This window comes from Parasphingorhabdus pacifica (assembly GCF_054779195.1).
The window spans coordinates 164,359-185,657 of sequence record NZ_BAAGYS010000021.1 but is presented as its reverse complement, the minus strand read 5'-3'; the positions used below and the strand labels follow the sequence as shown (position 1 = coordinate 185,657).

General features: G+C 65.9%; 22 protein-coding genes. 9 read left to right on the top strand and 13 right to left on the bottom strand.

Annotated features, from left to right (window positions below; translation table 11 throughout):
- Positions 1-130 precede the first annotated feature (130 nt).
- A complete protein-coding gene (locus tag ACYVAN_RS24060) occupies positions 131-253 on the bottom strand; it encodes a hypothetical protein (protein ID WP_460963423.1) in 123 nt (40 codons plus the stop codon).
- Between the two features lie 244 nt (positions 254-497).
- On the opposite strand from ACYVAN_RS24060, the gene ACYVAN_RS24055 reads away from it, so the two are divergent.
- Positions 498-1,442: a siderophore-interacting protein gene (locus tag ACYVAN_RS24055; protein WP_460963421.1), complete on the top strand. Its 945-nt coding sequence runs from the start codon at positions 498-500 to the stop codon at positions 1,440-1,442.
- Positions 1,443-1,631: 189 nt separating this feature from the next.
- Here ACYVAN_RS24055 and ACYVAN_RS24050 read toward each other — a convergent pair whose 3' ends face one another.
- The 8 genes from ACYVAN_RS24050 to mftA form a co-directional block, all read right to left on the bottom strand.
- A complete protein-coding gene (locus tag ACYVAN_RS24050; RefSeq protein ID WP_460963419.1) occupies positions 1,632-2,759 on the bottom strand; it encodes an NDMA-dependent alcohol dehydrogenase in 1,128 nt (375 codons plus the stop codon).
- A gap of 268 nt (positions 2,760-3,027) precedes the next feature.
- Complete coding sequence (gene mftF, locus ACYVAN_RS24045) at positions 3,028-4,404, bottom strand: mycofactocin biosynthesis glycosyltransferase MftF (RefSeq protein WP_460963417.1); 1,377 nt, start codon at positions 4,402-4,404, stop codon at positions 3,028-3,030.
- The gene (locus ACYVAN_RS24040) at positions 4,401-5,189 is read right to left on the bottom strand and encodes a mycofactocin-coupled SDR family oxidoreductase (protein ID WP_460963415.1); all 789 of its coding nucleotides are present in this window, start codon (positions 5,187-5,189) and stop codon (positions 4,401-4,403) included. The genes mftF and ACYVAN_RS24040 overlap by 4 nt, the downstream gene beginning before the upstream one ends.
- 108 nt (positions 5,190-5,297) lie before the next feature.
- Positions 5,298-6,026 carry a mycofactocin biosynthesis peptidyl-dipeptidase MftE gene (gene mftE / locus ACYVAN_RS24035; RefSeq protein WP_460963413.1) on the bottom strand — a complete coding sequence of 243 codons (729 nt, stop codon included), beginning with the start codon at positions 6,024-6,026 and terminating at the stop codon, positions 5,298-5,300.
- Between the two features lie 51 nt (positions 6,027-6,077).
- A complete protein-coding gene (gene mftD, locus ACYVAN_RS24030; protein WP_460963411.1) occupies positions 6,078-7,274 on the bottom strand; it encodes a pre-mycofactocin synthase MftD in 1,197 nt (398 codons plus the stop codon).
- A gap of 64 nt (positions 7,275-7,338) precedes the next feature.
- Entirely contained in the window at positions 7,339-8,589 is a 1,251-nt protein-coding gene (mftC, locus tag ACYVAN_RS24025) for a mycofactocin radical SAM maturase (RefSeq protein WP_460963409.1), read from the bottom strand.
- 35 nt (positions 8,590-8,624) lie between these two features.
- On the bottom strand, positions 8,625-8,948 hold the full coding sequence (mftB, locus tag ACYVAN_RS24020) for a mycofactocin biosynthesis chaperone MftB (RefSeq protein ID WP_460963407.1): 324 nt from the start codon (positions 8,946-8,948) through the stop codon (positions 8,625-8,627).
- Positions 8,938-9,039 (bottom strand): mycofactocin precursor MftA, encoded by a 102-nt coding sequence (gene mftA / locus ACYVAN_RS24015; protein WP_460963405.1) that lies wholly within the window; start codon positions 9,037-9,039, stop codon positions 8,938-8,940. The genes mftB and mftA overlap by 11 nt, the downstream gene beginning before the upstream one ends.
- 80 nt (positions 9,040-9,119) lie before the next feature.
- On the opposite strand from mftA, the gene mftR reads away from it, so the two are divergent.
- Positions 9,120-9,737 (top strand): mycofactocin system transcriptional regulator, encoded by a 618-nt coding sequence (mftR, locus tag ACYVAN_RS24010; protein WP_460963403.1) that lies wholly within the window; start codon positions 9,120-9,122, stop codon positions 9,735-9,737.
- An 84-nt stretch (positions 9,738-9,821) separates the two neighbouring features.
- Here the strand turns inward: mftR and ACYVAN_RS24005 are convergent, their stop codons facing one another.
- Entirely contained in the window at positions 9,822-11,318 is a 1,497-nt protein-coding gene (locus tag ACYVAN_RS24005) for an AAA-type ATPase lid domain-containing protein (protein ID WP_460963401.1), read from the bottom strand.
- 120 nt (positions 11,319-11,438) lie between these two features.
- Between ACYVAN_RS24005 and ACYVAN_RS24000 the strand changes: the two genes are divergently transcribed.
- From ACYVAN_RS24000 to ACYVAN_RS23980, 5 genes are all read left to right on the top strand, one after another.
- Positions 11,439-12,446, top strand: coding sequence for an amidohydrolase family protein (locus ACYVAN_RS24000; RefSeq protein ID WP_460963399.1), 1,008 nt, complete (start codon positions 11,439-11,441; stop codon positions 12,444-12,446).
- Position 12,447: 1 nt separating this feature from the next.
- The gene (locus ACYVAN_RS23995) at positions 12,448-13,155 is read left to right on the top strand and encodes an iron-sulfur cluster assembly protein (protein WP_460963397.1); all 708 of its coding nucleotides are present in this window, start codon (positions 12,448-12,450) and stop codon (positions 13,153-13,155) included.
- On the top strand, positions 13,152-14,177 hold the full coding sequence (locus ACYVAN_RS23990) for an NAD(P)-dependent alcohol dehydrogenase (protein WP_460963395.1): 1,026 nt from the start codon (positions 13,152-13,154) through the stop codon (positions 14,175-14,177). Before ACYVAN_RS23995 ends, ACYVAN_RS23990 begins: the two co-directional genes overlap by 4 nt.
- 342 nt (positions 14,178-14,519) lie before the next feature.
- The gene (locus ACYVAN_RS23985) at positions 14,520-14,852 is read left to right on the top strand and encodes a putative quinol monooxygenase (RefSeq protein ID WP_460963393.1); all 333 of its coding nucleotides are present in this window, start codon (positions 14,520-14,522) and stop codon (positions 14,850-14,852) included.
- A gap of 36 nt (positions 14,853-14,888) precedes the next feature.
- Positions 14,889-15,683, top strand: coding sequence for an acetoin reductase (locus ACYVAN_RS23980; RefSeq protein ID WP_460963391.1), 795 nt, complete (start codon positions 14,889-14,891; stop codon positions 15,681-15,683).
- Between the two features lie 312 nt (positions 15,684-15,995).
- Here the strand turns inward: ACYVAN_RS23980 and ACYVAN_RS23975 are convergent, their stop codons facing one another.
- Both ACYVAN_RS23975 and ACYVAN_RS23970 read right to left on the bottom strand, forming a co-directional pair.
- A complete protein-coding gene (locus tag ACYVAN_RS23975) occupies positions 15,996-17,027 on the bottom strand; it encodes a class I fructose-bisphosphate aldolase (protein WP_460963389.1) in 1,032 nt (343 codons plus the stop codon).
- A 177-nt stretch (positions 17,028-17,204) separates the two neighbouring features.
- A complete protein-coding gene (locus tag ACYVAN_RS23970) occupies positions 17,205-17,624 on the bottom strand; it encodes a LysR substrate-binding domain-containing protein (protein ID WP_460963387.1) in 420 nt (139 codons plus the stop codon).
- On the opposite strand from ACYVAN_RS23970, the gene ACYVAN_RS23965 reads away from it, so the two are divergent.
- Entirely contained in the window at positions 17,623-18,318 is a 696-nt protein-coding gene (locus ACYVAN_RS23965) for an AAA family ATPase (protein ID WP_460963385.1), read from the top strand. The genes ACYVAN_RS23970 and ACYVAN_RS23965 overlap by 2 nt on opposite strands.
- A 167-nt stretch (positions 18,319-18,485) precedes the next feature.
- Here the strand turns inward: ACYVAN_RS23965 and pqqB are convergent, their stop codons facing one another.
- Positions 18,486-19,376 (bottom strand): pyrroloquinoline quinone biosynthesis protein PqqB, encoded by an 891-nt coding sequence (gene pqqB, locus ACYVAN_RS23960; RefSeq protein WP_460963383.1) that lies wholly within the window; start codon positions 19,374-19,376, stop codon positions 18,486-18,488.
- Between the two features lie 569 nt (positions 19,377-19,945).
- On the opposite strand from pqqB, the gene ACYVAN_RS23955 reads away from it, so the two are divergent.
- Positions 19,946-21,289, top strand: a complete 1,344-nt coding sequence (locus ACYVAN_RS23955) for an MFS transporter (protein WP_460963381.1) — start codon at positions 19,946-19,948, stop codon at positions 21,287-21,289.
- Positions 21,290-21,299: the final 10 nt, after the last annotated feature.

Genomic DNA, 21,299 nt, shown 5'->3' with positions numbered 1-21,299 from the left:
ATCCGTTCCTCGCGTCCTTTCCCTTGTGACGAGCACGCGGGAACATTGACCGTAGACAAGGTAAGGCTAACCTTTGCTTTTCGTTGTGGGACTCAACCAGATTTCAAAGTGGAAGTAAAGGAGGCGTGGATCACTCCGGCGAAAGCCCGAACGGCACGACGCTCCGTCTCCGCAGCCGCACCCCGCCCGCGATCAGCAGAACGATGGCTTCGCCAAAAGCCTCGGCCAGAAACTGATCGACCAGCAGTTTCACCGACCACCAACAGCAACCGGACCAACTCCGTCCCGCCTTGAAGCTCGACACCCATCCCGCGTCGAACCCCTCGGCAGCAAATTCGCCGCGATTGCACCGAGAGCTCGACACAACCGGACCGGGGCGGGGCGAAGTCCGACACATCGCCGGATCGGGCGGCACCCCCGAAGCTGCGACCGCCGCGAACTTAGCTTAGGCTAAGCTATGGGACATCTCGGGAAGCGAGAGCTACGGAGGTCACGGAATGACGCAGGTTCGCCCGGTCAAGCCACGCGAGGACCGGCACGCGCCGGTTTACCGGATGTTCGTGGTACGGGTGGCGCGCACTCAACGACTCGGCCCCAGCTTTGCCCGAGTGACCTTCACCGGCGACTGCCTGCGCGAATTCGGGGCAGGCGGCGACGATCAACGCATCAAGCTGATGCTGCCACGTCCTGGAAGGACGGTCGCCGACGTCCCGGACGGCGAGGACTGGTACCCGACCTGGCAGGGGATGCCGGAGGAGGTGCGTCCGACCATGCGCACCTACACGGTCCGCGCTTACCGACCGGAGGTAGCCGAGATCGACATCGACTTCGTTCTGCACGGGGTCGATGACGGCCACGGCGGGCCGGCGTCGACGTGGGCCGCGATGTCCGAGCCGGGTGACACCGTTGCCTTGCTCGGACCCGACCGCATGGGCAGCGGTCGCATGTGGGGGTGTGAATGGAATCCGCCCACGACCGCGAAGAGCTTCCTGCTGGCCGGCGACGAGACGGCCGTGCCCGCCGTAGCCTCCATTGTGGAATCCCTTCCACGCGATGCGCGCGGCATCGTCTGCGTCGAAGTCCCGGCGGCGGGCGACATCCAATGGTGGAATCCGCCGGAGGGGGTCGAGATCCGGTGGTCCAACCGGCAGCACGTGGCGACTCCGCACGGAGCTCTGCTGGAAACGACCGTGACGAGCGCATTGGACGAACTGTGCGACGTTCGCCGCCCGACCGTCGAAGATTGGGACGAACCAGAGGCCGTCTCGAACCTGCTGTGGGACGTGCCGGAGCAACGCGGTCCGGTAGATGCGGCGAGCGGCGAACTCTACGGCTGGATTGCCGGGGAATCCACCGTGATCAAGCGGCTGCGGAGGCTGATGGTCAGCGACTTCGGCCTGCCGAAGAGCGCTGTAGCGTTCATGGGCTACTGGCGACGCTGAAGACCCTGTTTCTGGCTGGTCGACGTCGTGATCGATGGTTGACGGCCCACCCCCACCACCCTCCTGGAGCGGCAGGGGTGTCAGGCCAATGGCGGTTCCCATCAGTCACCGCTCCCGACCGGCCGAGTACCGTGTCGCTGCAGCCCGGTCGTCAGCTCGGGTGGCCAACTCGGGTGGCGATCGTTCCGGTCAGTAGTCGGCGTCGTCGTAGAGGACCACGCCACGGAGGTTCTTGCCCTCCCGCATGTCCTGGTACCCGGTATTGATCTCTTCGAGCCGATAGGTGGTCGTGACCAGCTCGTCGAGTTTGAGCATGCCTTCCCGGTACAACTCCAGCAGTCGTGGAATCTGGGTGCGGGGACTCACCCCACCGAAGATCGCGCCCTGCACGCGCTTCTGCAGCAAGCTCAGCTCGAACAGGTTGACCGAAGCATCGGTCGCTTGCGCATCGCCCATACCGGTGACGACGACCTGACCACCCTTCGCCGTCAGCGCCAGCGCGGGCTGCAGGTGCTCACCTTCGACCACGCCCATGGTCAGAATCGTGGGGTTCGCGTTCTGGCCCCAAGTCATCTCCATGATCGGCTCGGCGGCTTCTTCCATCGACGTGAAGGTGTGTGTGGCACCCAGTTCCAGAGCCTTCTTCCGCTTGAACTCCACCGGGTCGATCGCGACCACGTGGCGAGCACCCGACGCAGCCGCTCCCTGCACTGCATTGATGCCGACTCCGCCGATACCCACGACCACCACCGTGTCGCCGGCACGCACATCACCGATCTCCGTGGCCGAACCCCAGCCGGTGGAGACGCCACAGCCCAACAGCGCCGCCTTGTCCAACGGAATGTCGTCCTCGATCTTCATCACGGACGCCTGGTTGACGGTCACGTACGGTGCGAACGTTCCCAACAGGCACATGGGCACGGCAGGAGCGCCGCGCAGGTGCATCCGGTGCGTTCCATCCGAAATCGCCTGGCCGCTGAGCAGATACGCACCCGCATCGCACAAGTTCTGCAGTCCGCGAGCGCACGATCTGCACGTCCCGCAGCCGGGAATGAACGTGAGCACCACGTGGTCGCCCTCATTGAGGCCGGAGACCTCAGGGCCGACCTTGGTGACCACACCCGCACCTTCATGTCCTCCCACCGCGGGGTAGAACGGAATCGGAGTCGCACCGGTGCGCAAGTGTTCGTCGGAGTGGCACAATCCCGAAGCCGTGAGCCGCACCTGAAGCTCACCGGCAACCGGATCTCCTAGGTCGATCTCGTCGATTTCCCAATCCTTGCCTGGCCCGTGCAGCACGGCGGCTTTGGTCTTCATATCCACTCCTCATTGAATGGTTCAGACGATCGAGCGGGAAGGCATCGCGACATCTGGCCTTCAGAGCATGGAAAGTCAACGGGAACCAGTCAAGGCTCCATCTCGTGCCGAGTCGGTTCGCCACGCACCACGGTTGTCTCCACGAGTACACCCGGTCCGGGCGAAAACCGGCGATCGGCCCGCGGTAGGACACGACCCAGGCTCGCAAGCTCCGAGCGATGTGGACTCGCTGATGCCACGTGCGGAACGCTTGACGAGCCATCGTCGATCACCTCAACGAGTCATTGGTGAACTGTGGACGCAGTGGCTCGATCGTGCGCTCTCGCACGCAGCCGAACCAGACCCCGGTTCCGTAGGCCAGATCGTCGAACACGCGCAAAACGAGCCAGCGCGGCCCCTTGCCCGTCGACTCGATGAAGCACGGAAGCAGGGCGGCCAGCATGGCCACTCGCGCGGTCTTGTTGAACGGCGCGGCCACCGCGACGAGTGGCCACCAGGCGCGTCGGGTGGCTTCGGCGAGGATCCTCCCGGCCCCAAAGTGCCCTAGGCTCGCCAACCGCAGCGCCTCGATGGCGGGAAGGCCCCGGGAACGCAGCTTGCGGGGGAACAGGGCGGTGGTCACCCCTGCCATCACCAGTGCGAGCACGGGGTGCCCGAACACCAGTAGTCCCCAGGAGAGCGCGCTCCACCGTGAGACCTTCGCGCAGGAGAGCAGGCCGGTATGGCGGCGGGACAGAGGGGCTGCCGAGGTGCCGTAGTCGAATCGCTGGCGCATCCACTGCAGCAGTCCGGTACGCGGCTCGTGCCATGCGACCGACGCCGGTGCATACCGGACGGTGCCGCCACGCGCGATCAGTCGCCATACGAGGTCGACGTCCTCGCCGAACCGCAGCCGCTGGTCGAAACCGCTCACTTCCTCGAGAGCACGCCGACGCACGACGAGTGCGGCACTGGGTACGTAGCTGACGCGGCTCATCGGGCGGACGGGAGCGGGCTGGTCGCCGATATCCAGACTGGACTGATCCACCTCGTATCGAGCCAGGGACCGCGCGCCGAAAACGCTCCGGACCCGCGGTGCGACAGCGACGACTTCGGGATCCGCGAACTGTGCGAGCACGTGGTCCAACCACCCGTCCTCCGGGACCACGTCCGAATCGACGAAGGCGACGAGTTCGGTCCGCGCACGGCGCCATCCGGCGTTGCGTGCGACCGCCGGCCCCATCGGTTTCTCGTTGCGCAGCGCGGCTTCCGGTATCGGTTCGGCCGAACCGTCGTCCACGACGATCCGTTCGGTGATTTCCTCGGTGGCAGCCAGCAACCGGCGCAGCCCGGAGGTGTTGTCCTTCACCGGCGAGACTAGTGTGACATCTGCGAGGTTGAACGGGCCTTCGGGCGGTGCGGGGTGAACAACTCCGGCCTGGAGCAACCGTCGGGCCAGCCGCTGCTCAGCCGCGTTCCCGGTGAGCGGCTCACCGTTGCTCCAACGGTCGAAAGTGGACGCCCCTCGCGCTCCGAGTTTCACCAGTCGAAGCGGGGAACCGCCGATCAAAACCGCGCCATCCGCGAACCGTCGCACCGAGTGATCCGGAGCCAGGATCGTGCCGGGTGGCAGATCCGTGGAATCGGAATCCTCTCGGCCACTCATACGGTGAACCCGCCGTCCGCGTGAACGACGGTGCCCGTAATCGCAGACGCTTCCGGGGAGCACAGGAAGCACACCGCCGCGGCCACTTCGTCGGGATCGAGGAGGCGTTCGGTGATCTGGTGCTGGGCGAACTCCTCGACATCGGGCAGCCCATAGAGGCCCGCAGTCGCGTCGAGCATATCGGTACGCGTCGAGCCGGGTGAGACCGCCGTCGCGCAAATGCCCGTACCCCGGAGATCGGTCGCGAGCCCGCGGATCAAGCCGACCACGGCGTGCTTAGCAGCGTTGTACGAGGTCAGCCGCCACAATCCGCGGTGCGCCGCGGCCGAGGCGAGAGCCACGAACCGTCCGTTCCGCGGCTGCGGGCGACGTAGCATCGCCGGAACAGCGGCCCGCGCGAGGTTGGCCACTCCTGTCACGCCGGTCGAGAACAGCACGTCCCACTCTGATTCATCGGCCTCCCAGAACGGCTTGCCGCCTGCCATCAGCGCGGCGGCTCCGACGGCCGCGTCGAGCCCGCCGAAGCGTCGCTCGGCCAGCGACACCACCTCTCGCATCGCTTCGGCGTCGCGGACGTCGGCGACGGCGTCGACCACTTTTCCGGGATGTTCCCGGGCGAGTTCGGCGAGCTGGTCCCCGGTGGCCAGCGAGTAGTCGACGCCCGGATCATCGGCACAACGATCGACGGCGACTACGCACCAGCCGGTGGTGACCAGTCTCCGAACCACGGCGGCACCGATACCGCGCGCGGCACCGGTGACCACGGCGACCCTGGGTTCGGTCATCCGGACACCCTCTCGCAATCCACCGGGTAAGGGTGGCTCCGTACCCACGATCCCGCAGGTCCGTTCGTCATGCGCAACCACCGTGCTGGTCCAATGGCGAGGCGCGCCTCACGTGCTCGCCTCTTTCGAAACATGCCCCAAGTACCCCCCTCCCGTGATCCGCCACTCGGTCACCGCTGCCACGAGCCGGTCGACCATGTCGCCGAGCATCTCCTCGCCTTCCTCGGCGGAGCTGCCCGCCGGATCGCCGAGCACTCCGTTCGGACTGACCTCGAGCACCCCGCCGCCGGTGAGCTCGGGCAGCAGCTCTCGGAGTGGCTCGGTCCGCCCCGCGCGAGCGCGTTCTCCCCACACCGACTCGGGGCGCAGGGCCGACATCAGCGATGTCTCGCTACGACCGGCATGTGCGTCGCCCCCCGTGGCACCGCAATGCCACCACGCCACCTCCCGCCCCTCCTGGCGCAACCGGGAGACGGCCCGCCGCACGCTCGCGACGTTGCCGCCATGACCATTGACGACAACTATCCGGTATGCCCACCGGCTCATCGAGCGTCCGAGTTCCACCAGCACGAGCTCCAATGCCTCGTGTCCGATGGAGACGGTTCCGGGAAAGCCCTCGTGTTCCCCGCTCGCCCCGTACGGCTGGCTCGGCGCGAGGAACACGTCGGTTCCAGGTGCCAGTGCGGACACGGCACGTCCGGCGACGGCATGCGCGATCGACGAGTCGGTGTCGAGCGGTAGGTGTGGACCGTGCTGCTCACACGCGCCGAGCGGCAGCAGCACCGTCGGATGCCGATCGACGAGATCCGGCCAGCACGAGCTCGCCGGCGAAGTCATCGCCCACCTCCCCTCCGAACGAACGAACCGGAAAACACGCGCGGACTCGCCTCAGCCGGCGCCGATGGTCTCCGCTCCCCCGAACCCGCTCTCGAAGCCGGGCGGGACGACCACATCTGACCGGTCGAGCTCGTGCACCGACGAGCGCCCCAAGCCCAGCAGCCCCGAGTCGATACCACCACGCAGGATGTCGAGCACGTTCTCCACACCCGCCTGGCCGTTTGCCGCCAGACCCCACAGGTAGGCGCGTCCCACCATGACGGCTTTCGCCCCGAGCGCCAGCGCCTTGACCACGTCGCTACCGCGACGGACACCGCCGTCGAGCACCACTTCCACCTGGTCCCCCACCGCCTCCGCGATTCGGGGCAGGGTCCGGATGCTGGCGGGTGTGCCGTCGAGGTTGTTGCCGCCGTGGTTCGACACCGAGATCGCCGTGACGCCCGCATCCACGGCGCGCTTGGCATCATCGACCCGGCCGACTCCCTTGAGCATGAACGGCCCGTCCCACTGCTCACACATCCACCGCACGTCATCCCAGCTCGGCGGGGGCGTGAACATCCATTCGCCGTAGGCGTTGAAGAAGGTGGGCGGAGCATCCTCCCGATTACCACGCACGTTCGGCACCCGCAGGTCGGGAATCTGGCGTTGTTTGGCGAACGCGGCGAACCAGCGCGGGTGGGTCAACGCCTGCGGTGCGTACTTCAGCATCGTCCGCAGGTCCATCTGCTCCGGAATGGCGGGACTGCCCCAATCCCTGCCGTGGGAGAACGACCAGTCGGTCGTCGCGATCATGCCGACCGCGCCTGCATCCCGAGCGCGCTGCATGCGCTGCTCGATCTCGTCGCGCCCGCCCACCCAGTAGGTCTGGAAGAAGGTCTGTGGATTGGCCCTCACAACCTCCTCGACCGGTTTGCTGGCGAAACCGCTCAGCCCCATGGCCGTGCCGCGAGCCGCCGCCGCGCGCGCAACGGCCAGTTCACCATCCGGGTGCACGGCTTGTACCCCGGTCGGCGAGATGATCACGGGGAAGGAAATCGGCTGCCCCATCACGGTAGTGCTCAGATCGCGCTCGTGCTGCAGGCCCGCCACGTGCGGAGCGAATCCCAATTCGGTGAACGCCGCCTGGTTGTCCCGCAGCGTCACACCCTTCTCCGAACCGGCGACCAGTGCACCGTACACCGACCACGGCAACCGCTTGCGTGCACGACGCTGCGCTTCTGCCACGGTTTCGAACCAGTCGTTGCCCATGGCTAGACCTTCCTTTCATAACGAACAACAATTCCGACCCAGCCGAATCCTCCGACGAGTGGGCTCAGGTCATTCCGGCGATCGGACTCTCGTCGCAGGCCCGCTCCGGCCGCCGGATCGAGGGAAGTCCCAGCAGGACCTGCTGCTTCTGCGCGCTGGGCTTCGAGTGGTCCTGCGCCGGTCTCGGCGAGTGCTCCGGGTCTACCTCGGCCAACGCCGCCGCACCATGCCCCTTGACGCATTCCGGGTCCGGACCGTCCAGCGGCAGGCCGGTGAAGAACTTCGCGGCCATGCAACCGCCCTGACAGGCGTCGTAGGCCGAACACGACAGGCACGCTCCGCCGGTCTGCGGCTGACGCAGGTCCTTGAACAATTCGGATTCTCGCCACACCAAGCCGAATCCGGCGTCGCGAACATTGCCGCCGTGGAAGGTATCGTGAATGGCGAACGGACACGCGTAGACATCACCGACCGGGTCGATCAGGCACACCACCCGGCCCGCCCCGCACAGGTTCAGCCCCGGCAACGGTTCCGAACCGAGCGCGTTGAGGTGGAAGAACGAGTCGCCCGTGAGCACGTTCTCCCCGTTGTCCAACAACCAGCGGTAGATCGTCCACTGCTGCTCGGCCGTGGGATGCAACTCGTCCCACACATCCGCGCCGCGACCCGACGGCCGCAACCGGGTGATCCGCAGCTGCGCGTCAAACCCATCGGCTATGCGCTTGAACTCGTCGAGCTGATCGACGTTCTGACTGGTCATTACCACCGAGATCTTGAAGCCACGCATGCCCGCGGCAGCCAGGTTCTCCATCGCACGCATCGCCGTGTCATAGGAACCCGGCCCGCGGACGGCATCGTTGACCTCGGGAGTGGCACCGTCCAACGAGATCTGCACGTCCACGTAGTCCGTGGCGGCCAACCTGCGGGCTCGTTCCGCGGTGATCCGGAAACCGTTGGTGGAGAACTTGATTCCCACGTGGTGCGCCACGGCGTAGTCGAGCAATTCCCAGAAGTCGTCCCGAACGGTCGGCTCTCCCCCGCCCACGTTCACGTAGAAGACCTGCATCCGTTCGAGCTCGTCGATCACCTTCTTGATCTCGTTCGTGCTCAACTCATCCGGGTCGCGACGCCCCGAAGAAGACAGGCAATGCGCGCAGGACAGATTGCACGCGTAGGTCCACTCCCAGGTCAGGCAGATCGGCGATTCCAACCCGAACTTGAACTGCTCGACCAGCGGCAGGACAGCCGGCTCGGCACTCGTAATCGACGGTTCCGACGTCGCCGGAGCCGAATTCCTCTCGACAGCACTCGTCATGGGCCTGGCCCTTCGTCAAACGTAGTGATGTTCGGTCAGGCGGACACGATCATGTCCGTACGGGCGAGCGAGGCCAGCGCCCGCAAATAGCTGGCGCGCTGTCCTTCGGCCATATCACCGGATTCGACGGCCGCACGCGCGGACGCATGGTCTTCCAAGCTCCGCACGATCGCGACCAGCCGAGGAGATTTGAGAAAGGACAACTTGCGATTGCCGAAGTGATAAGCCAACGCTCCGAAGGACTCCGGCCGCAGGGACACGTTCGGACTCAACCGGTAGCGGCGCTCCGGGTCGAATGCACCGTCCCGCGCACCCGACGAGGCATCGACCTCATCGGAAACACGGTCATCAATAGACACCGCACATCCCGTCGATCGAGACTTCCTCTACGAGCAAGTCCTCCTCAACGGCCTCTTCGTTCGACGCCTCGACATGGTTGGAGTCACTCATGGAAAGCTCAACCCCTCTACAACTGATCATGTGATGACGCACACCACAATAATGGCATCCCGTGTCACAATGGAAGGGTTATGACGAGAGAAACTTCGAAACACTCCTTCGAAGCAACGAACGGACCGGGCAGGCGCCCGTCGACCAGCCGCGAGGAACTCGAGAAGGTCGCGTTCGACCTCTTCCGGCACCACGGGTTCGACGCCACCACCGTCGATGCGATTGCCCGCGCGGCCGGAGTCGGGCGACGAACGTTCTTCCGGTACTACGACTCCAAGAACGACGTGGCCTGGGGAAACTTCACCGAGCAGCTGGACCTCATGCGCGATCGGTTCCTCGCCTGCCCGGACGATCAGCCGCTGATGGAGGCGCTGCGCACGGTCGTCGTCGAGTTCAACCGAGTCGACCCCGCCGAAGCACAACGGCACCGACACCGCCTCGAACTGATCCTGCAAGTGCCCGCGCTGCAGGCGCACTCAACTCTGCGCTATGCCGAGTGGCGCACGATCGTCGCCGAGTTCGTAGCCCGCCGACGCGGCGAACCGACGGATGCGCTGGTGCCGCAAACGGCCGCCTATGCGTGCTTGGGAGCGGCACTGGCCGCGTACGAGGAATGGCTCCATCACCCGGAGGCGGAGCTCTGCGACGTCATCGACTCCGCCATGCGCCATCTCGCCACGGGTTTCGCCCTGGACTGACAGCCGCCGAGCGGGAATCCGACTCAACCGTGCCCCGAACACCCGCATCAATATCCGAAGACACCGGGCATCCTCCGCCGCCGGTCAGCCGGGGATGCGGATGCCGTACTGGGCGATCTTGCGATAGATCGTCGCCCGGCTCATGCCGAGGATCTCCGCGGCGCGGGTCACCGTGGTTTCCGGCTCGGACAGGCAACGGACGATCTCGTCGCGCTCGAGGGTTTCGATCCGGGTCAGCGTGCGAGTTGGCCCACACAGCACCTCGGGAGCCAAGTGCCGGGTGTCCACGACGTCGCTCCTGGTAGCCGCCTCGCGGACGACTCGCCGGAGCTGCTCGACGTTGTCCGGCCAGTGGTAGGTGCGCAGCGCGCGGACCGCCGCAGGAGTGAACCGGACGTCACGGCCACGAGCTCGCTTGCCCAGGCACTCCGCCAACGGCAGGATGTCGTCCGGCCGACGCCGCAGCGGCGGCAGCTCCACCACCGCGTCAACCAGCCCGGACAACGCGTCCGGGATCGCCGTCGCTTCACGCGCGGTAACCGTCAGCGGTCGCCGGGCCTGAGCCGCGACGATCCCGGCGAGCTCGGTCGCGCCCCACAGCGGCAGGACGTCGACCCGAGCGGCGATGATGCTGGTGTTGTCCTTGCCCAGCTCGGGAGTCCAGAGTGCGAGCCACGACTCGGTGTCCTGCGGACCCGGTGGTCGGGCATTGAGGATTCGATCATGCTTCTGCGTACGGCGTAGCGCCGTGCCCAACAACGCGGTTTTGCCTGCTCCCGGCTCCCCGACGACCGCGACCGACCGTCCGGTGGTCAGCGCCGCCTCGACCTCGGTCAGTGCGACCTGCCACTGCCCCGACAGTTCCGGCTCGGGCTCGGACTCCGGTCGTGTCGCGTACACCCGGAAGACCTCGCCACGAGGGGTGGGGCGCGGTCGCATGCCGTGACCACGGGACAACATCAACGCCGAGGTGTGTCCGGCCGCCGTCTGCGCCAGGGCGAGCAGCAGGTTCGCGGACCTCTGCGACCAGGTGGTCAGGTTGACGCTCCCGAGCAATCCCCCGTGCACGGGATCCAGCACCGGGACTGCCGCGCAGGTGTAGTCCCACAGGGCAGTGCAGTAATGCTCGTCGCCGCTGACCAGCGAGGGAGCCCTGTCGGCCAGCGCGAGGCCGAGCCCGTTGGTGCCGGCCTCCCGTTCGGAAAAGGCGAACCCGGGCGCGAGGTAGGTCTTGTCGAGGGCCCCGACCAACGCGCGATCGTGGCAGTTCCGGCTGAGCACGTGGCCGCCGTCGTCGGTCAGCATCAGGCTGACGGGCTCATTCACGAGCGTCTCGTGCAGGCCGCGCAGGACCTCCTGGCCGCACTGGAAGAACAGCGACTCATCGTCGACGGCACCGGTGAAGACCGGGCCGACCTGCTCCAACGGCGCCCCGTAGTCCTGGCTCCGACGCCACGACGCCGATAGCCGCGTCGGGGCGACCGGCGCACCGCCCACTCGGGCCGGCTCAACAAGCTCATCCATCTGCGCACCTCCTTGTACGCCCAGCTGGGCCAGCACCGACTGTGGCACAGCCAACACGCAGTTGAGTGTGACCGGAGTCTCAAATTGAGACGCCGAGTCGCCCTGCGGTCGGCTCCCCGTTGTCTAACGTCCCCAGCCAGAACGAACCGAGATCGCCCTCGTTGAGGAGGAACAGCGATGTACTCGAAGAACGGCGAGTCCTACTTCATCGTCGACGCCCACGTCGCCCTGTGGGACGCCCGACCGGAGAACCAGCGCAACATCCACGGCAAGCAGTTCATCGACTGCTTTTACGACTACCACCGGAACCTGAGCCCGGATTCCGAGACGTGGCCCTACAAGGAGTTCCTCTACCAGGGCAGCGAGAGGCTCATGCGAGACCTGTTCGACGACGGCTACGTCGACCACGCGATCTTCCAACCCGCCCTGCTCGGTGAGTTCTACGAGCGCGGCTTCGGGCAGACCGAGCAGTCCTTCGCACTCGCGAGCGCACACCCGGACAAGCTCACCTACAACCACTGCTGGGATCCGCGCTTCGGCGAGGCCGGACTCGACCAGCTGCGCGCGGACGCCGAACGCTTCCGACTCAAGGGCTGCAAGCTCTACACCGCCGAGTGGCACGGCGAATCGCGCGGCTGGAAGCTCGACGACCCGTGGTCGTACCGCTACCTGGAGATGGCCCGGGAGCTGGGCATTCGCAACATCCACATTCACAAGGGGCCGACGATCCGGCCACTCGATCTGGACGCGTTCAACGTCGCCGACGTCGACAAGGTCGCCACGGACTTCCCGGACATGAACTTCGTGATCGAGCACTGCGGGCTGCCACGCTTGGAGGACTTCTGCTGGATCGCCACCCAGGAACCGAACGTGCACGCGGGACTCGCTGTGGCGATCCCGTTTATGCACACCCGGCCGCGATACTTCGCCGAGATCATCGGAGAGCTGCTGTACTGGCTCGACGAGGACCGCATCCAGTTCTCCAGCGACTACGCACTGTGGACGCCGCGGTGGCTGGTGGAACGGTTCGTGGACTTCCAGATCCCGGAGGACATGACCGAATACGCACCGCTGACCACGGCGCAGAAGAAGAAGATCCTCGGGCTCAACGCGGCCGCGATGTACGACATCCCCGTACCGACGGAGCTGCAGTTGGCCGAACCGCGAACCACGGCGGCAGCCTGATATGCGCAGCCCGGAACAGGACGCCTTCACCGCCCTCGGTGCCGTGGTCGACCCCGAGCTGGACGAGCCGATCACCGACCTCGGCTTCGTCCGCTCGCTCGACGTCGACGGCGATTCGGTCACCGTGCACCTGCGGCTGCCCACCTCGTTCTGCGCACCGAACTTCGCGTACCTGATGGCCTCGGACGCCAAGGACGTGCTCACCGAGCTGCCGTGGACGCGCGCGGTCACCGTCGAGCTCGACGACCACCACGACTCCGAGGTGATCAACCGCGGCCTCGCCGTCGACGCCGGCTATCGCGGCACGTTCGGCGACGAGGCCGGACAGAACCTCGACGAACTGCGGTTCACGTTCCGCCGCAAGGCGCACACAGCCGCGATGGAACGGGTACTGACCGGGATGCTGCGCGCCGACCCGAGCCTCGCCGAGGATGACCTGCACAACATCACCTTCGCCGACCTGCCCGACAACGACGCCGCCCGGGCTCTGCGGCGTCGCCGCTCCGCCCTCGGACTCGAAACCGGCCCCGAACGGCCGGTGCTGGTCGACGAGCACGGCAGGCCGTACCAGCCCGAGGAGGTCCCGTTGCGGCTGCGGTGGGCGCGCTCCACGCGCATCTCGATCGACGGCAACTCGCACTTCTGCCGGGGACTGCTGCGCACCCGGTACCCCGACGAACCCCTCGACATCAAGGAGAACACCACATGAAGGCCGTACAGGTCGTCGGCTACCACCGGAAGCCGGAGATGACCGAGGTTCCCGCACCGACCATCGTCGGACCGCACGACGTGATCGTCAAGATCGGCGGCGCCGGGGTCTGCCGGACCGACATCCACATCCTCGAAGGACAGTGGAAGGACAAGTCCGGTGTGACGCTGCCTTACACGATCGGACACGAGAACGCGGGCTGGGTCGAGTCGGTCGGCAGTGCGGTAACGAACGTGACCGAAGGGGACAAGGTCATCGTTCACCCGCTGATCACGTGCGGACTGTGCCGCCCCTGCCGCTCGGGCGACGACGTGCACTGCACGCAGTCGCAGTTTCCCGGGATCGACACCCACGGTGGGTACGCGGAATACCTCCGGACTTCGGCCCGCAGCGTCGTCCAGCTCGACGACGGGCTTGAACCCGCCGATGTCGCCGCCCTCGCCGACGCGGGGCTGACCGCCTACCACTCGGTGGCCAAGGCGACGACACGACTCACTCCCCGGGACCGGTGTGTCGTGATCGGTGCGGGCGGGTTGGGGCACATCGGCATCCAGGTGCTGAAGGCGATGACGGCCGCCGAGATCGTCGTCGTCGACCGCAGCCCGGAAGCGGTCGAGCTCGCCCTGCTGATCGGGGCGGATCGGGGAATCGTGGCCGACGGTACTCACGTCGACCGGGTTTTGGAGCTGACCGGCGGACAGGGCGCCAAGGTCGTGATCGATTTCGTCGGCGAGGGCGGTAGCACCCGCGAGGGCCTGCGCATGCTCCGCCGGGCGGGTGACTACCACGTAGTCGGCTACGGGGAGAACCTCGACGTCCCGACGATCGACCTGATCTCGACCGAACGCAACGTGGTGGGCAACCTGGTCGGGAACTACAACGACCTGTGCGAATTGATGGAGCTGGCCGCACGCGGCCTGGTCACCCTGCACACCCGCCGCTACGCACTGGACGACTTCCAGACCGCGATCGACGATCTGGACTCCGGCCGGGTCCGCGGCCGCGCGATCCTCGTCCCCTGACCGAGGACGTGACGCGAAACCGCCTTCGCACGGCGCTCACCCGTTCGATGGGCACGGCGGTATGGCCGCCGCCGTGAGACCCGTCCGAGCCATCAGCGGTGCGCCCAACCCGCCCAGCCCCGAGAATCAGCCAAGGCGAAACGAATCCGCGCGAGCACCCCGGCGAATCGAACCGGAATGCGATGCGGCTTCTTCTCCGCATCGCCGGAAGGGCGTCCGAAAGTGGTCGCGGCCCGCGCTCGGGACGCGGACGGTGATCCAGTTCGGAACGCCGTTCGAGGCCCGCCCCCGAACGAGAAGCCGATACCAGGCACACCAGCACAACCCATCGAGGAGAAACCGATGATCTTCATTACCGCGAAATTCCGGGTCAAGCCCGAATACGCCGACCAGTGGCCCAATATCGCCGATGCCTTCACGCAGGCAACCCGCGGTGAACCGGGGTGCCTCTGGTACGAGTGGTCCCGCAGCCTCAAGGCCCCGAACGAGTACGTGCTGGTCGAGGCCTTCCGCGATGACGAAGCCGGTTCCGCGCACGTCAACTCCGAGCACTTCAAGTACGCGCAGGAAACGCTGCCCGCATATCTGGTGGAGACACCACGGGTCATCAATACGAAGCTGGATCAGGACGACTGGTCCCTTCTCGGTGAAATGTCCGTGCAGAACCAGAGCTAACCATTTTCCACAAGAGAAGAATTCGGAGGAACTTTCATGGTCGCACGGGAAGAATCGTCCCGGACCGCACTCGTCACAGGGGCCGCCAGAGGTATCGGCAAAGGCATCGCACTGCGACTCGCCGCCGACGGCCTCGACGTCGCCGTCAACGATGTCGAGGACCACAACGACGAACTTCAAGGCGTCGCGGACGAGATCACCTCGATGGGTAGGCGTTCGACGACCATCCTGGCCGACGTGTCCGACCCGAACGCCGTCCAGACCATGGTCGAGCGCGTGACAAACGAACTCGCACGCCTCGACGTCATGGTGGCCAACGCCGGGATCGCCGATGTGAAGCCGCTGCTGGAAACCTCACCCGAGGACTTCGACCATCTGATGTCGATCAACCTCCGCGGGGTGCATCTCTGCTACACGGCCGCAGCGCGGCAAATGATCGCGCAGGGCACCGGAGGCAAGATCATCGGCGCGGCCTCGATCGTGGCCTACCGGCCGTTCCCCCTGCTCGGAAGCTACTCGGCTTCGAAGTGGGCTGTTCGCGGACTCACCCAAGCGGCCGCGATGGAATGGGCACAGTACGGCATCACGGTCAACGCCTACTGCCCCGGCATCGTCGGAACCGCGATGTGGGACCACATCGACGAGAAACTCGCCGAGAACGAGGGATTGCGCAAGGGCGCGGCGATCGAGAAGTACTCGGAGCTGATTCACCTCGGCCGGGTCTCGGTACCCGAGGACGTGGCCGGGTTTGTTTCCTACCTCGCCTCCAAGGATTCGGACTACATGACCGGGCAGTCGGTGATGATCGACGGCGGTATCCAGTTCTCCTGACCCGTCACGAGAAGGCGTAGGTCCAACGGATCGCGGGGTCGTCACCCAGCAGGGTCGTCTCCCCCGCGATCCGCGACTGCTGTTCTGCACAACAACCACCAGCACCGGGTCGACCGGGAGCAAGAGTCCGGTGCAGAGTCGTCGAACACGGGGCTGCGCTTGCGATGGTGCTCACGGGCACGGAGATACCGGTTCCCAAACCGCATCCGGACGGCCTGCCGGGGTTGTGCGAGCGCGCCGAACTCCTCGGTGGAACGCTGGAACTGCACAGCGAGCCCGGTTCAGGCACCCGGCTGCGGTTGAGAATCCCGTTCACATCGAGCTGAGCGGCTCCCTGTCCTGCTCCATCTCCGGTCCGTACCGCCCTTCGGTCGCGGCGGCGTTGCACCGCGCGCGGTGTGCGAGCGTCGCTTGAGCAGCTCCGACCCTGGTTTGGTCCCCTCGCCACTCGCCGAGCGTGGGTGCCAGGAGCGCGCGCCCGAAGGAGAACGTGAGGCTCCAGTCTTGGCTCTCCCGCTGGTTGAGCGCGTTGAGATGATGGGTGGCGGCTTCGTCGCTCTGCCCGCCCGAGAGGAAAGCGATCCCGGGAACACTCGGTGGCACGCACCTTTGCAAGCAGCGCAACGTCGCGGACACAACGGATTCCGCGTCCGGCTGATCCGGGCATGCCGACCCGGCGAGAACCATGTTGGGCTTGAGCACGATGCCGTCCAACCGCACTCGCTGTGCCTCCAGCTCGGTGAAGACCTGATCGAGGGCGCGTGCGGTCTCCGCTTCGCACCGTTGGAGGGTGTGATCGCCGTCCATCAACACCTCGGGTTCGACGATGGGCACCAGGCCGGCTTCCTGGCACAGGGCGGCATAGCGCGCGAGCGCATGCGAGTTCGCCCGCAGGCACTGGTCGGTGGGCATGTCCGCGCCGATCCGGATGACCGCTCGCCACTTGGCGAAGTGCGCTCCCAGTTCCACGTACTCGGCGAAGCGTTCGCGGAGTCCGTCCAGCCCCTCGGTCACCGTCTCGCCGGCGGACCCCGCCAGCGGCTTCGCTCCGGTATCAACCTTGATCCCGGGGATAACACCCGTCTGACGGGCCGACTCGACGAGCGGTGTTCCGTCGGAGCTCCGCTGCCGGAACGTTTCGTCGAACAGAATGACGCCGCTGATCCACCGGCCCAGTTCGGGAGTGGTGACGATCAACTCCCGGAAACGCCGCCGGGACTCCTCCGTGGTGTCGACACCCACCTCGGCGAGCCGCTTGTTCATCGTGCCGGTGCTCTCGTCGGCCGCGAGGATGCCCTTCCCCGGAGCGACGAGTGCTCGAGCTTTCTCGGCAAGATTATTCACCTCGCCCACCTCCTGATGTGGGACGTTGTTCTCCGAAGTCCGCGGGATGGATTCACTGTGGCTTACACCCGCCGTCACGTCACGCCGAAATCGACACCCACCGGGTGTGCAAGATGCTAAGCATGTCGAGGCGGTGGGGCGTCCCCCTGCCGAGGGGGATGCCGAGGTGAACGGAACTCACCCTCCTCCAGTACGTGGGCGACGAACAACGCCGCAGTGGCCAGCAACCGGCCGGGGCGCGCGAGCACGTACCAATCCCAGGACGAGGAGCCGCCGTTCGGCCAGTTCCCGTCGGACCGCATCCCTCGAGATCAGCGTGACGCCGAGCCCGGCGATGATCGATTCGCGAATCGCCACGTTCGCTCCGACGGTCAGGGTCAGGGGGCGCGTCTCCAGCCTCGCCAGGAGCTCGTCCGTTGCCGCCCGCGTACCGGAACCGGGTTCCCGAAGCAGCCAGGTTTGCCTGCTCAACCAGCTGCCCTGCGACTCCTGCCCCATCCCGGCGGCCAGTTCCGGGGAGCTCACCACCACGAGTTCGTGCGACCGATCGGCTCCGCCAACGGTTCGGGGTCGGCACTCCAGGCCTACCCTCCACATGTGCTTCACGGGCAATCCGGGCACCGGCAAGACCACCGTCACGATGCGGATGGCGGAACTGCTGCACGGGCTCGGTTACCTCCGACGGGGCCAGCTGGTCAGCGCCACACGGGATGATCTCGTCGGGCAATACGTGGGCCACGCCGCGCCGAAGACCAAAGAGGTACTCAAACGTGCGATGGGTGGTGTGCTGCTCATCGATGAGACGTACTACCCGTACCGGGCCGAGAACGAACGTGACTACGGACAAGAAGCCATCGAGATACTCCTGCAGGTAATGGAGGACCGACGCGACGACCTCGTCGTCATCCTGGCCGGTTACAAGGATCGCATGGACACCTTCTTCAGCTCCAATCCCGGGATGGCCTCGCGGGTGGCCCACCACCTCGACTTTCCGGACTTCGGTCGGGAAGAGCTGCGGGAACTGGATCGAACCATGCTCCACCAGGAGGGATACCGGTTCTCCCCCGACGCGGAGGAGACCTTCACCGAATACATCGACGTGCGCATGCGCCAACCGCGTTTCGCCAACGCGCGAAGCGTGCGCAACGCGCTGGACAGGATTCGGCTACGACAGGCCAACCGAATCGTCTCCTCCGGGGACGGCATCGTGCGCAAGACCGACCTGGTCCGCATCGAGGCCGACGACATCAGGCACAGTCGGGTGTTCGCAGAGGAATCCGAGGCACAGTAGCGTGCTCGCGGTGAGCTGGCCCACCGCGCCCTTCGTCGGCGTGCTCGGATACCCGTGCGAGAGGTCGAAACGAATACCCGCTCAGCGAACGAGAACTGTCTTTGAATGCACGGTCCCGGCGTCACAGCTTGAACAGCGGAGTTCGACCGCCCCGCGCGGCTGCACCATCACAATTCGACCTGCAGGCCTGCCCAACCCACCTCGATCCCACGTGCGGCCAACTCGGCACGTTCGGCCGAAGTCTCGTCCAGAATCGGGTTGGTGTTGTTGATGTGGGTGTAGATCGTGCGCGCCTTCAGTTGCGCCAGGACCTCCGCCGAGCCTCCCTCGCCGCTGATCGGCATGTGTCCCATGGAGCGACCGACCCGATCTCCCGTGCCGGCGTGCAGCATCTCGTCGTCCGTCCAGAACGTGCCATCGATGAACACGCAGTCCGCTGTGGACGACTGCGCGTCGATCTCAGGGTCCCACTGCGGAACAGCCGGGGCGTACACCGCTGTACCACCGGTTACTCGGTCCTCCAGTCGGTAGGCTACTTCCCAAACCCGGTCCGGGCTCGCGTTCGCGACATAGCGCGGCGCCTTCTTGCCGGTCGCGAACGGCGTCACCCGCAACCGGTCGTCCAGGTCGATCGGCTTGTCCACCCGCACTCGCCGCCACGACAGGTCCGCGTAGTCGGTGAGCAACCTGCTGACCGGGAAATGCTCGGCAAGCGACTCCAGCACCGGTTCTGTCCCGTAGACGTCCAAGGACGATCCTTCGCGGAGAAGCAGCAGCCCGATCGTGTGGTCGAACTCGGCGTCCGTCAGCAACACTCCCGCAACCGGTGTCTCCCGCGCCCCCGGCCCGGGATGTAGGCGAGAGTCGGAGGCGATCTGGTGATGGACGTCCGGAGTGGCGTTCAGCAGGAACCATCGCTCCCCCTTTCCGGAGACCGCGAGGCATGCGTGCAACGAAGCGGTTTCCGGATGTTCGCGAGCCCTACGACATCCAGCACAAGCACAGTTCCATTGTGGATACCCACCACCGGCCGCGACGCCCAAACAATGGATCAGCACAACTACTCCCGCCCCGCCGTTCCCGGGGAACTCTCACGTGGAGTCCCTGATTCATTGTGGTACGTCGAGGCTACCTGCCGTGGGAGGCACCGTGGGGGTGTCGCAACCACCCGGTGTATCTCCAGAACAACCCGGGTCGGCGACAAGCTCGATGTTGTACGGCGGACCACCAGCCCGGTTGCTTCCCGATTTCTCCGGTAGCTGCTCAGTTACCCGAAGGTGACATTGATGCGCTGCCGGTATTGAAGGATGCCACATCGGTGTTGGACCTGCATCGATATTGCCGCTTACGGTCGAAGCCGACCAACACATGGTGACCCCGGACACACCCGAAAGCTGGGAATGGCAGTCGTCCGCCACGACTCCCGCCACTACCTGTCCGACCGCACACCTCGCAGCAGACAACCGCCGCACAAACTCCCACGGATTCGAGCATCGCCGTACCGGACTCACGATTCCACTCGTGCTCCATTCATGAGAAAGCACGTTCGCCGCACCACTCATTCCGTCCACCAATCGCTGTTGGCGCAACAATTTCGCACCCGAACACGTTCCACCAGGAGGAATCGATGTCGGAACAAACTGCCGAGGTCAGCACCGACGCTCCGGGCAGACCCGTCCGGCGCAGCAAGGTTCGGTGGTTGATCGCCGGCATGCTGGCGATGGGTCTGGTCATCGCGTTCGTCGATCGCGCCAACCTGTCCGTGGCCATGCCCACGATCAGCGAGCAGTTCGGCATCAGCCCGGCGACGCAAGGACTCCTGCTCGGCGCCTGGGCATGGACCTACGCGGTGTTCCAGTTGCCCGCAGGCTGGCTGGCGGACAAATTCGGGCCGCGAACCGTGTACACCGTCGCGATCGTGTGGTGGTCGCTGTGCACCGCGGCCGTCGCACTCGTACGCGGCGTCGGCACGCTGATGGGTCTACGGCTCCTGCTGGGGATCGGCGAGGCCCCGGTGATGCCCAGCAGTGCCAAGGCCGTCTCGGAATGGTTCCCGAAGAAGGAACGAGCACTCGCCTCCGGGCTCTACGGATCGGGCAGCGAGGCAGGTGCCGCGATTGCCGTTCCTCTCGTCGCGTTGATCATCGTCGTCGTCGGCTGGCGAGGAGCGTTCGTGGCGACCGGTGCGCTCGGTCTGCTCTGGGCCGCGGCTTGGTTGTGGATTTACCAGACACCGCGCAAACAACGGTGGACCTCGCAATCCGAGGTGGACTACATCGCCGACGGCGGTGGCCTCAATGCCGAGCCGGACGCCCAGGAACGGTCGATGCCCTGGATCCAGCTGTTTCGCCACAGCACGGTGTGGGGGCTGTTCTCCGGTTACATCTGCCGCAACTTCCTGAACTACTTCTTCATCACCTGGTATCCGACCTACCTCGTCCAGGTGCAGGGTTTCTCCACAATGGACCTGGCCAAGTACGGAGCCATTCCCGGCATCGTCGCCATCTTCGGAAATTTCGCCGGTGGCTGGTTCTCCGACTACCTCGTACGGCGCGGTACGTCGCTGAGCCTGGCACGCAAAATCCCGATCATCATCGGCACTCTGGGATCCGGTACCGTCGCGTTCGCGGTTTTCGCGCCCAACGCGGCCATCGCGCTGGTGTTCCTGAGCGTCTCCTTCGCCAGTTCCTCCTTCGCCTCGGCGGCGATCCTGAGCCTTCCCATCGACGTCGCACCGGGTGCGGGCAACGTGTCGTCGATCTACGCGATCCAGAACACGGGTTCTCAGATCGGTGGGCTGCTGAGCCCGATCGTGGTCGGCTTCCTCGTCGCCGTGACCGGCTCCTTCGTCGCCCCGTTGGTGGCGATGGGTGCGCTGTGCCTCGGAGCGGCGGCCATCTACATGTTCGTGGTCAAGGTCGAACCCCTCGGAACCGGCAGTCGATCGGAATCGGTCGGCGCGACGCCGTGACGCCGCGCGG

Excerpts from the sequence above, each read along its gene's own strand:
- ACYVAN_RS24040 (WP_460963415.1), bottom strand. The coding sequence starts at position 5,189 with ATGACCGAACCCAGGGTCGCCGTGGTCACCGGTGCCGCGCGCGGTATC.
- ACYVAN_RS23980 (WP_460963391.1), top strand. The coding sequence starts at position 14,889 with ATGGTCGCACGGGAAGAATCGTCCCGGACCGCACTCGTCACAGGGGCC.
- ACYVAN_RS23990 (WP_460963395.1), top strand. The coding sequence starts at position 13,152 with ATGAAGGCCGTACAGGTCGTCGGCTACCACCGGAAGCCGGAGATGACC.
- mftR (WP_460963403.1), top strand. The coding sequence starts at position 9,120 with ATGACGAGAGAAACTTCGAAACACTCCTTCGAAGCAACGAACGGACCG.
- mftE (WP_460963413.1), bottom strand. The coding sequence starts at position 6,026 with ATGACTTCGCCGGCGAGCTCGTGCTGGCCGGATCTCGTCGATCGGCAT.
- ACYVAN_RS24000 (WP_460963399.1), top strand. The coding sequence starts at position 11,439 with ATGTACTCGAAGAACGGCGAGTCCTACTTCATCGTCGACGCCCACGTC.
- mftC (WP_460963409.1), bottom strand. The coding sequence starts at position 8,589 with ATGACGAGTGCTGTCGAGAGGAATTCGGCTCCGGCGACGTCGGAACCG.
- ACYVAN_RS23965 (WP_460963385.1), top strand. The coding sequence starts at position 17,623 with ATGTGCTTCACGGGCAATCCGGGCACCGGCAAGACCACCGTCACGATG.
- ACYVAN_RS24055 (WP_460963421.1), top strand. The coding sequence starts at position 498 with ATGACGCAGGTTCGCCCGGTCAAGCCACGCGAGGACCGGCACGCGCCG.
- ACYVAN_RS23985 (WP_460963393.1), top strand. The coding sequence starts at position 14,520 with ATGATCTTCATTACCGCGAAATTCCGGGTCAAGCCCGAATACGCCGAC.
- ACYVAN_RS23955 (WP_460963381.1), top strand. The coding sequence starts at position 19,946 with ATGTCGGAACAAACTGCCGAGGTCAGCACCGACGCTCCGGGCAGACCC.
- ACYVAN_RS23970 (WP_460963387.1), bottom strand. The coding sequence starts at position 17,624 with ATGTGGAGGGTAGGCCTGGAGTGCCGACCCCGAACCGTTGGCGGAGCC.
- mftA (WP_460963405.1), bottom strand. The coding sequence starts at position 9,039 with ATGAGTGACTCCAACCATGTCGAGGCGTCGAACGAAGAGGCCGTTGAG.
- ACYVAN_RS24050 (WP_460963419.1), bottom strand. The coding sequence starts at position 2,759 with ATGAAGACCAAAGCCGCCGTGCTGCACGGGCCAGGCAAGGATTGGGAA.
- ACYVAN_RS23995 (WP_460963397.1), top strand. The coding sequence starts at position 12,448 with ATGCGCAGCCCGGAACAGGACGCCTTCACCGCCCTCGGTGCCGTGGTC.
- mftD (WP_460963411.1), bottom strand. The coding sequence starts at position 7,274 with ATGGGCAACGACTGGTTCGAAACCGTGGCAGAAGCGCAGCGTCGTGCA.
- mftF (WP_460963417.1), bottom strand. The coding sequence starts at position 4,404 with ATGAGTGGCCGAGAGGATTCCGATTCCACGGATCTGCCACCCGGCACG.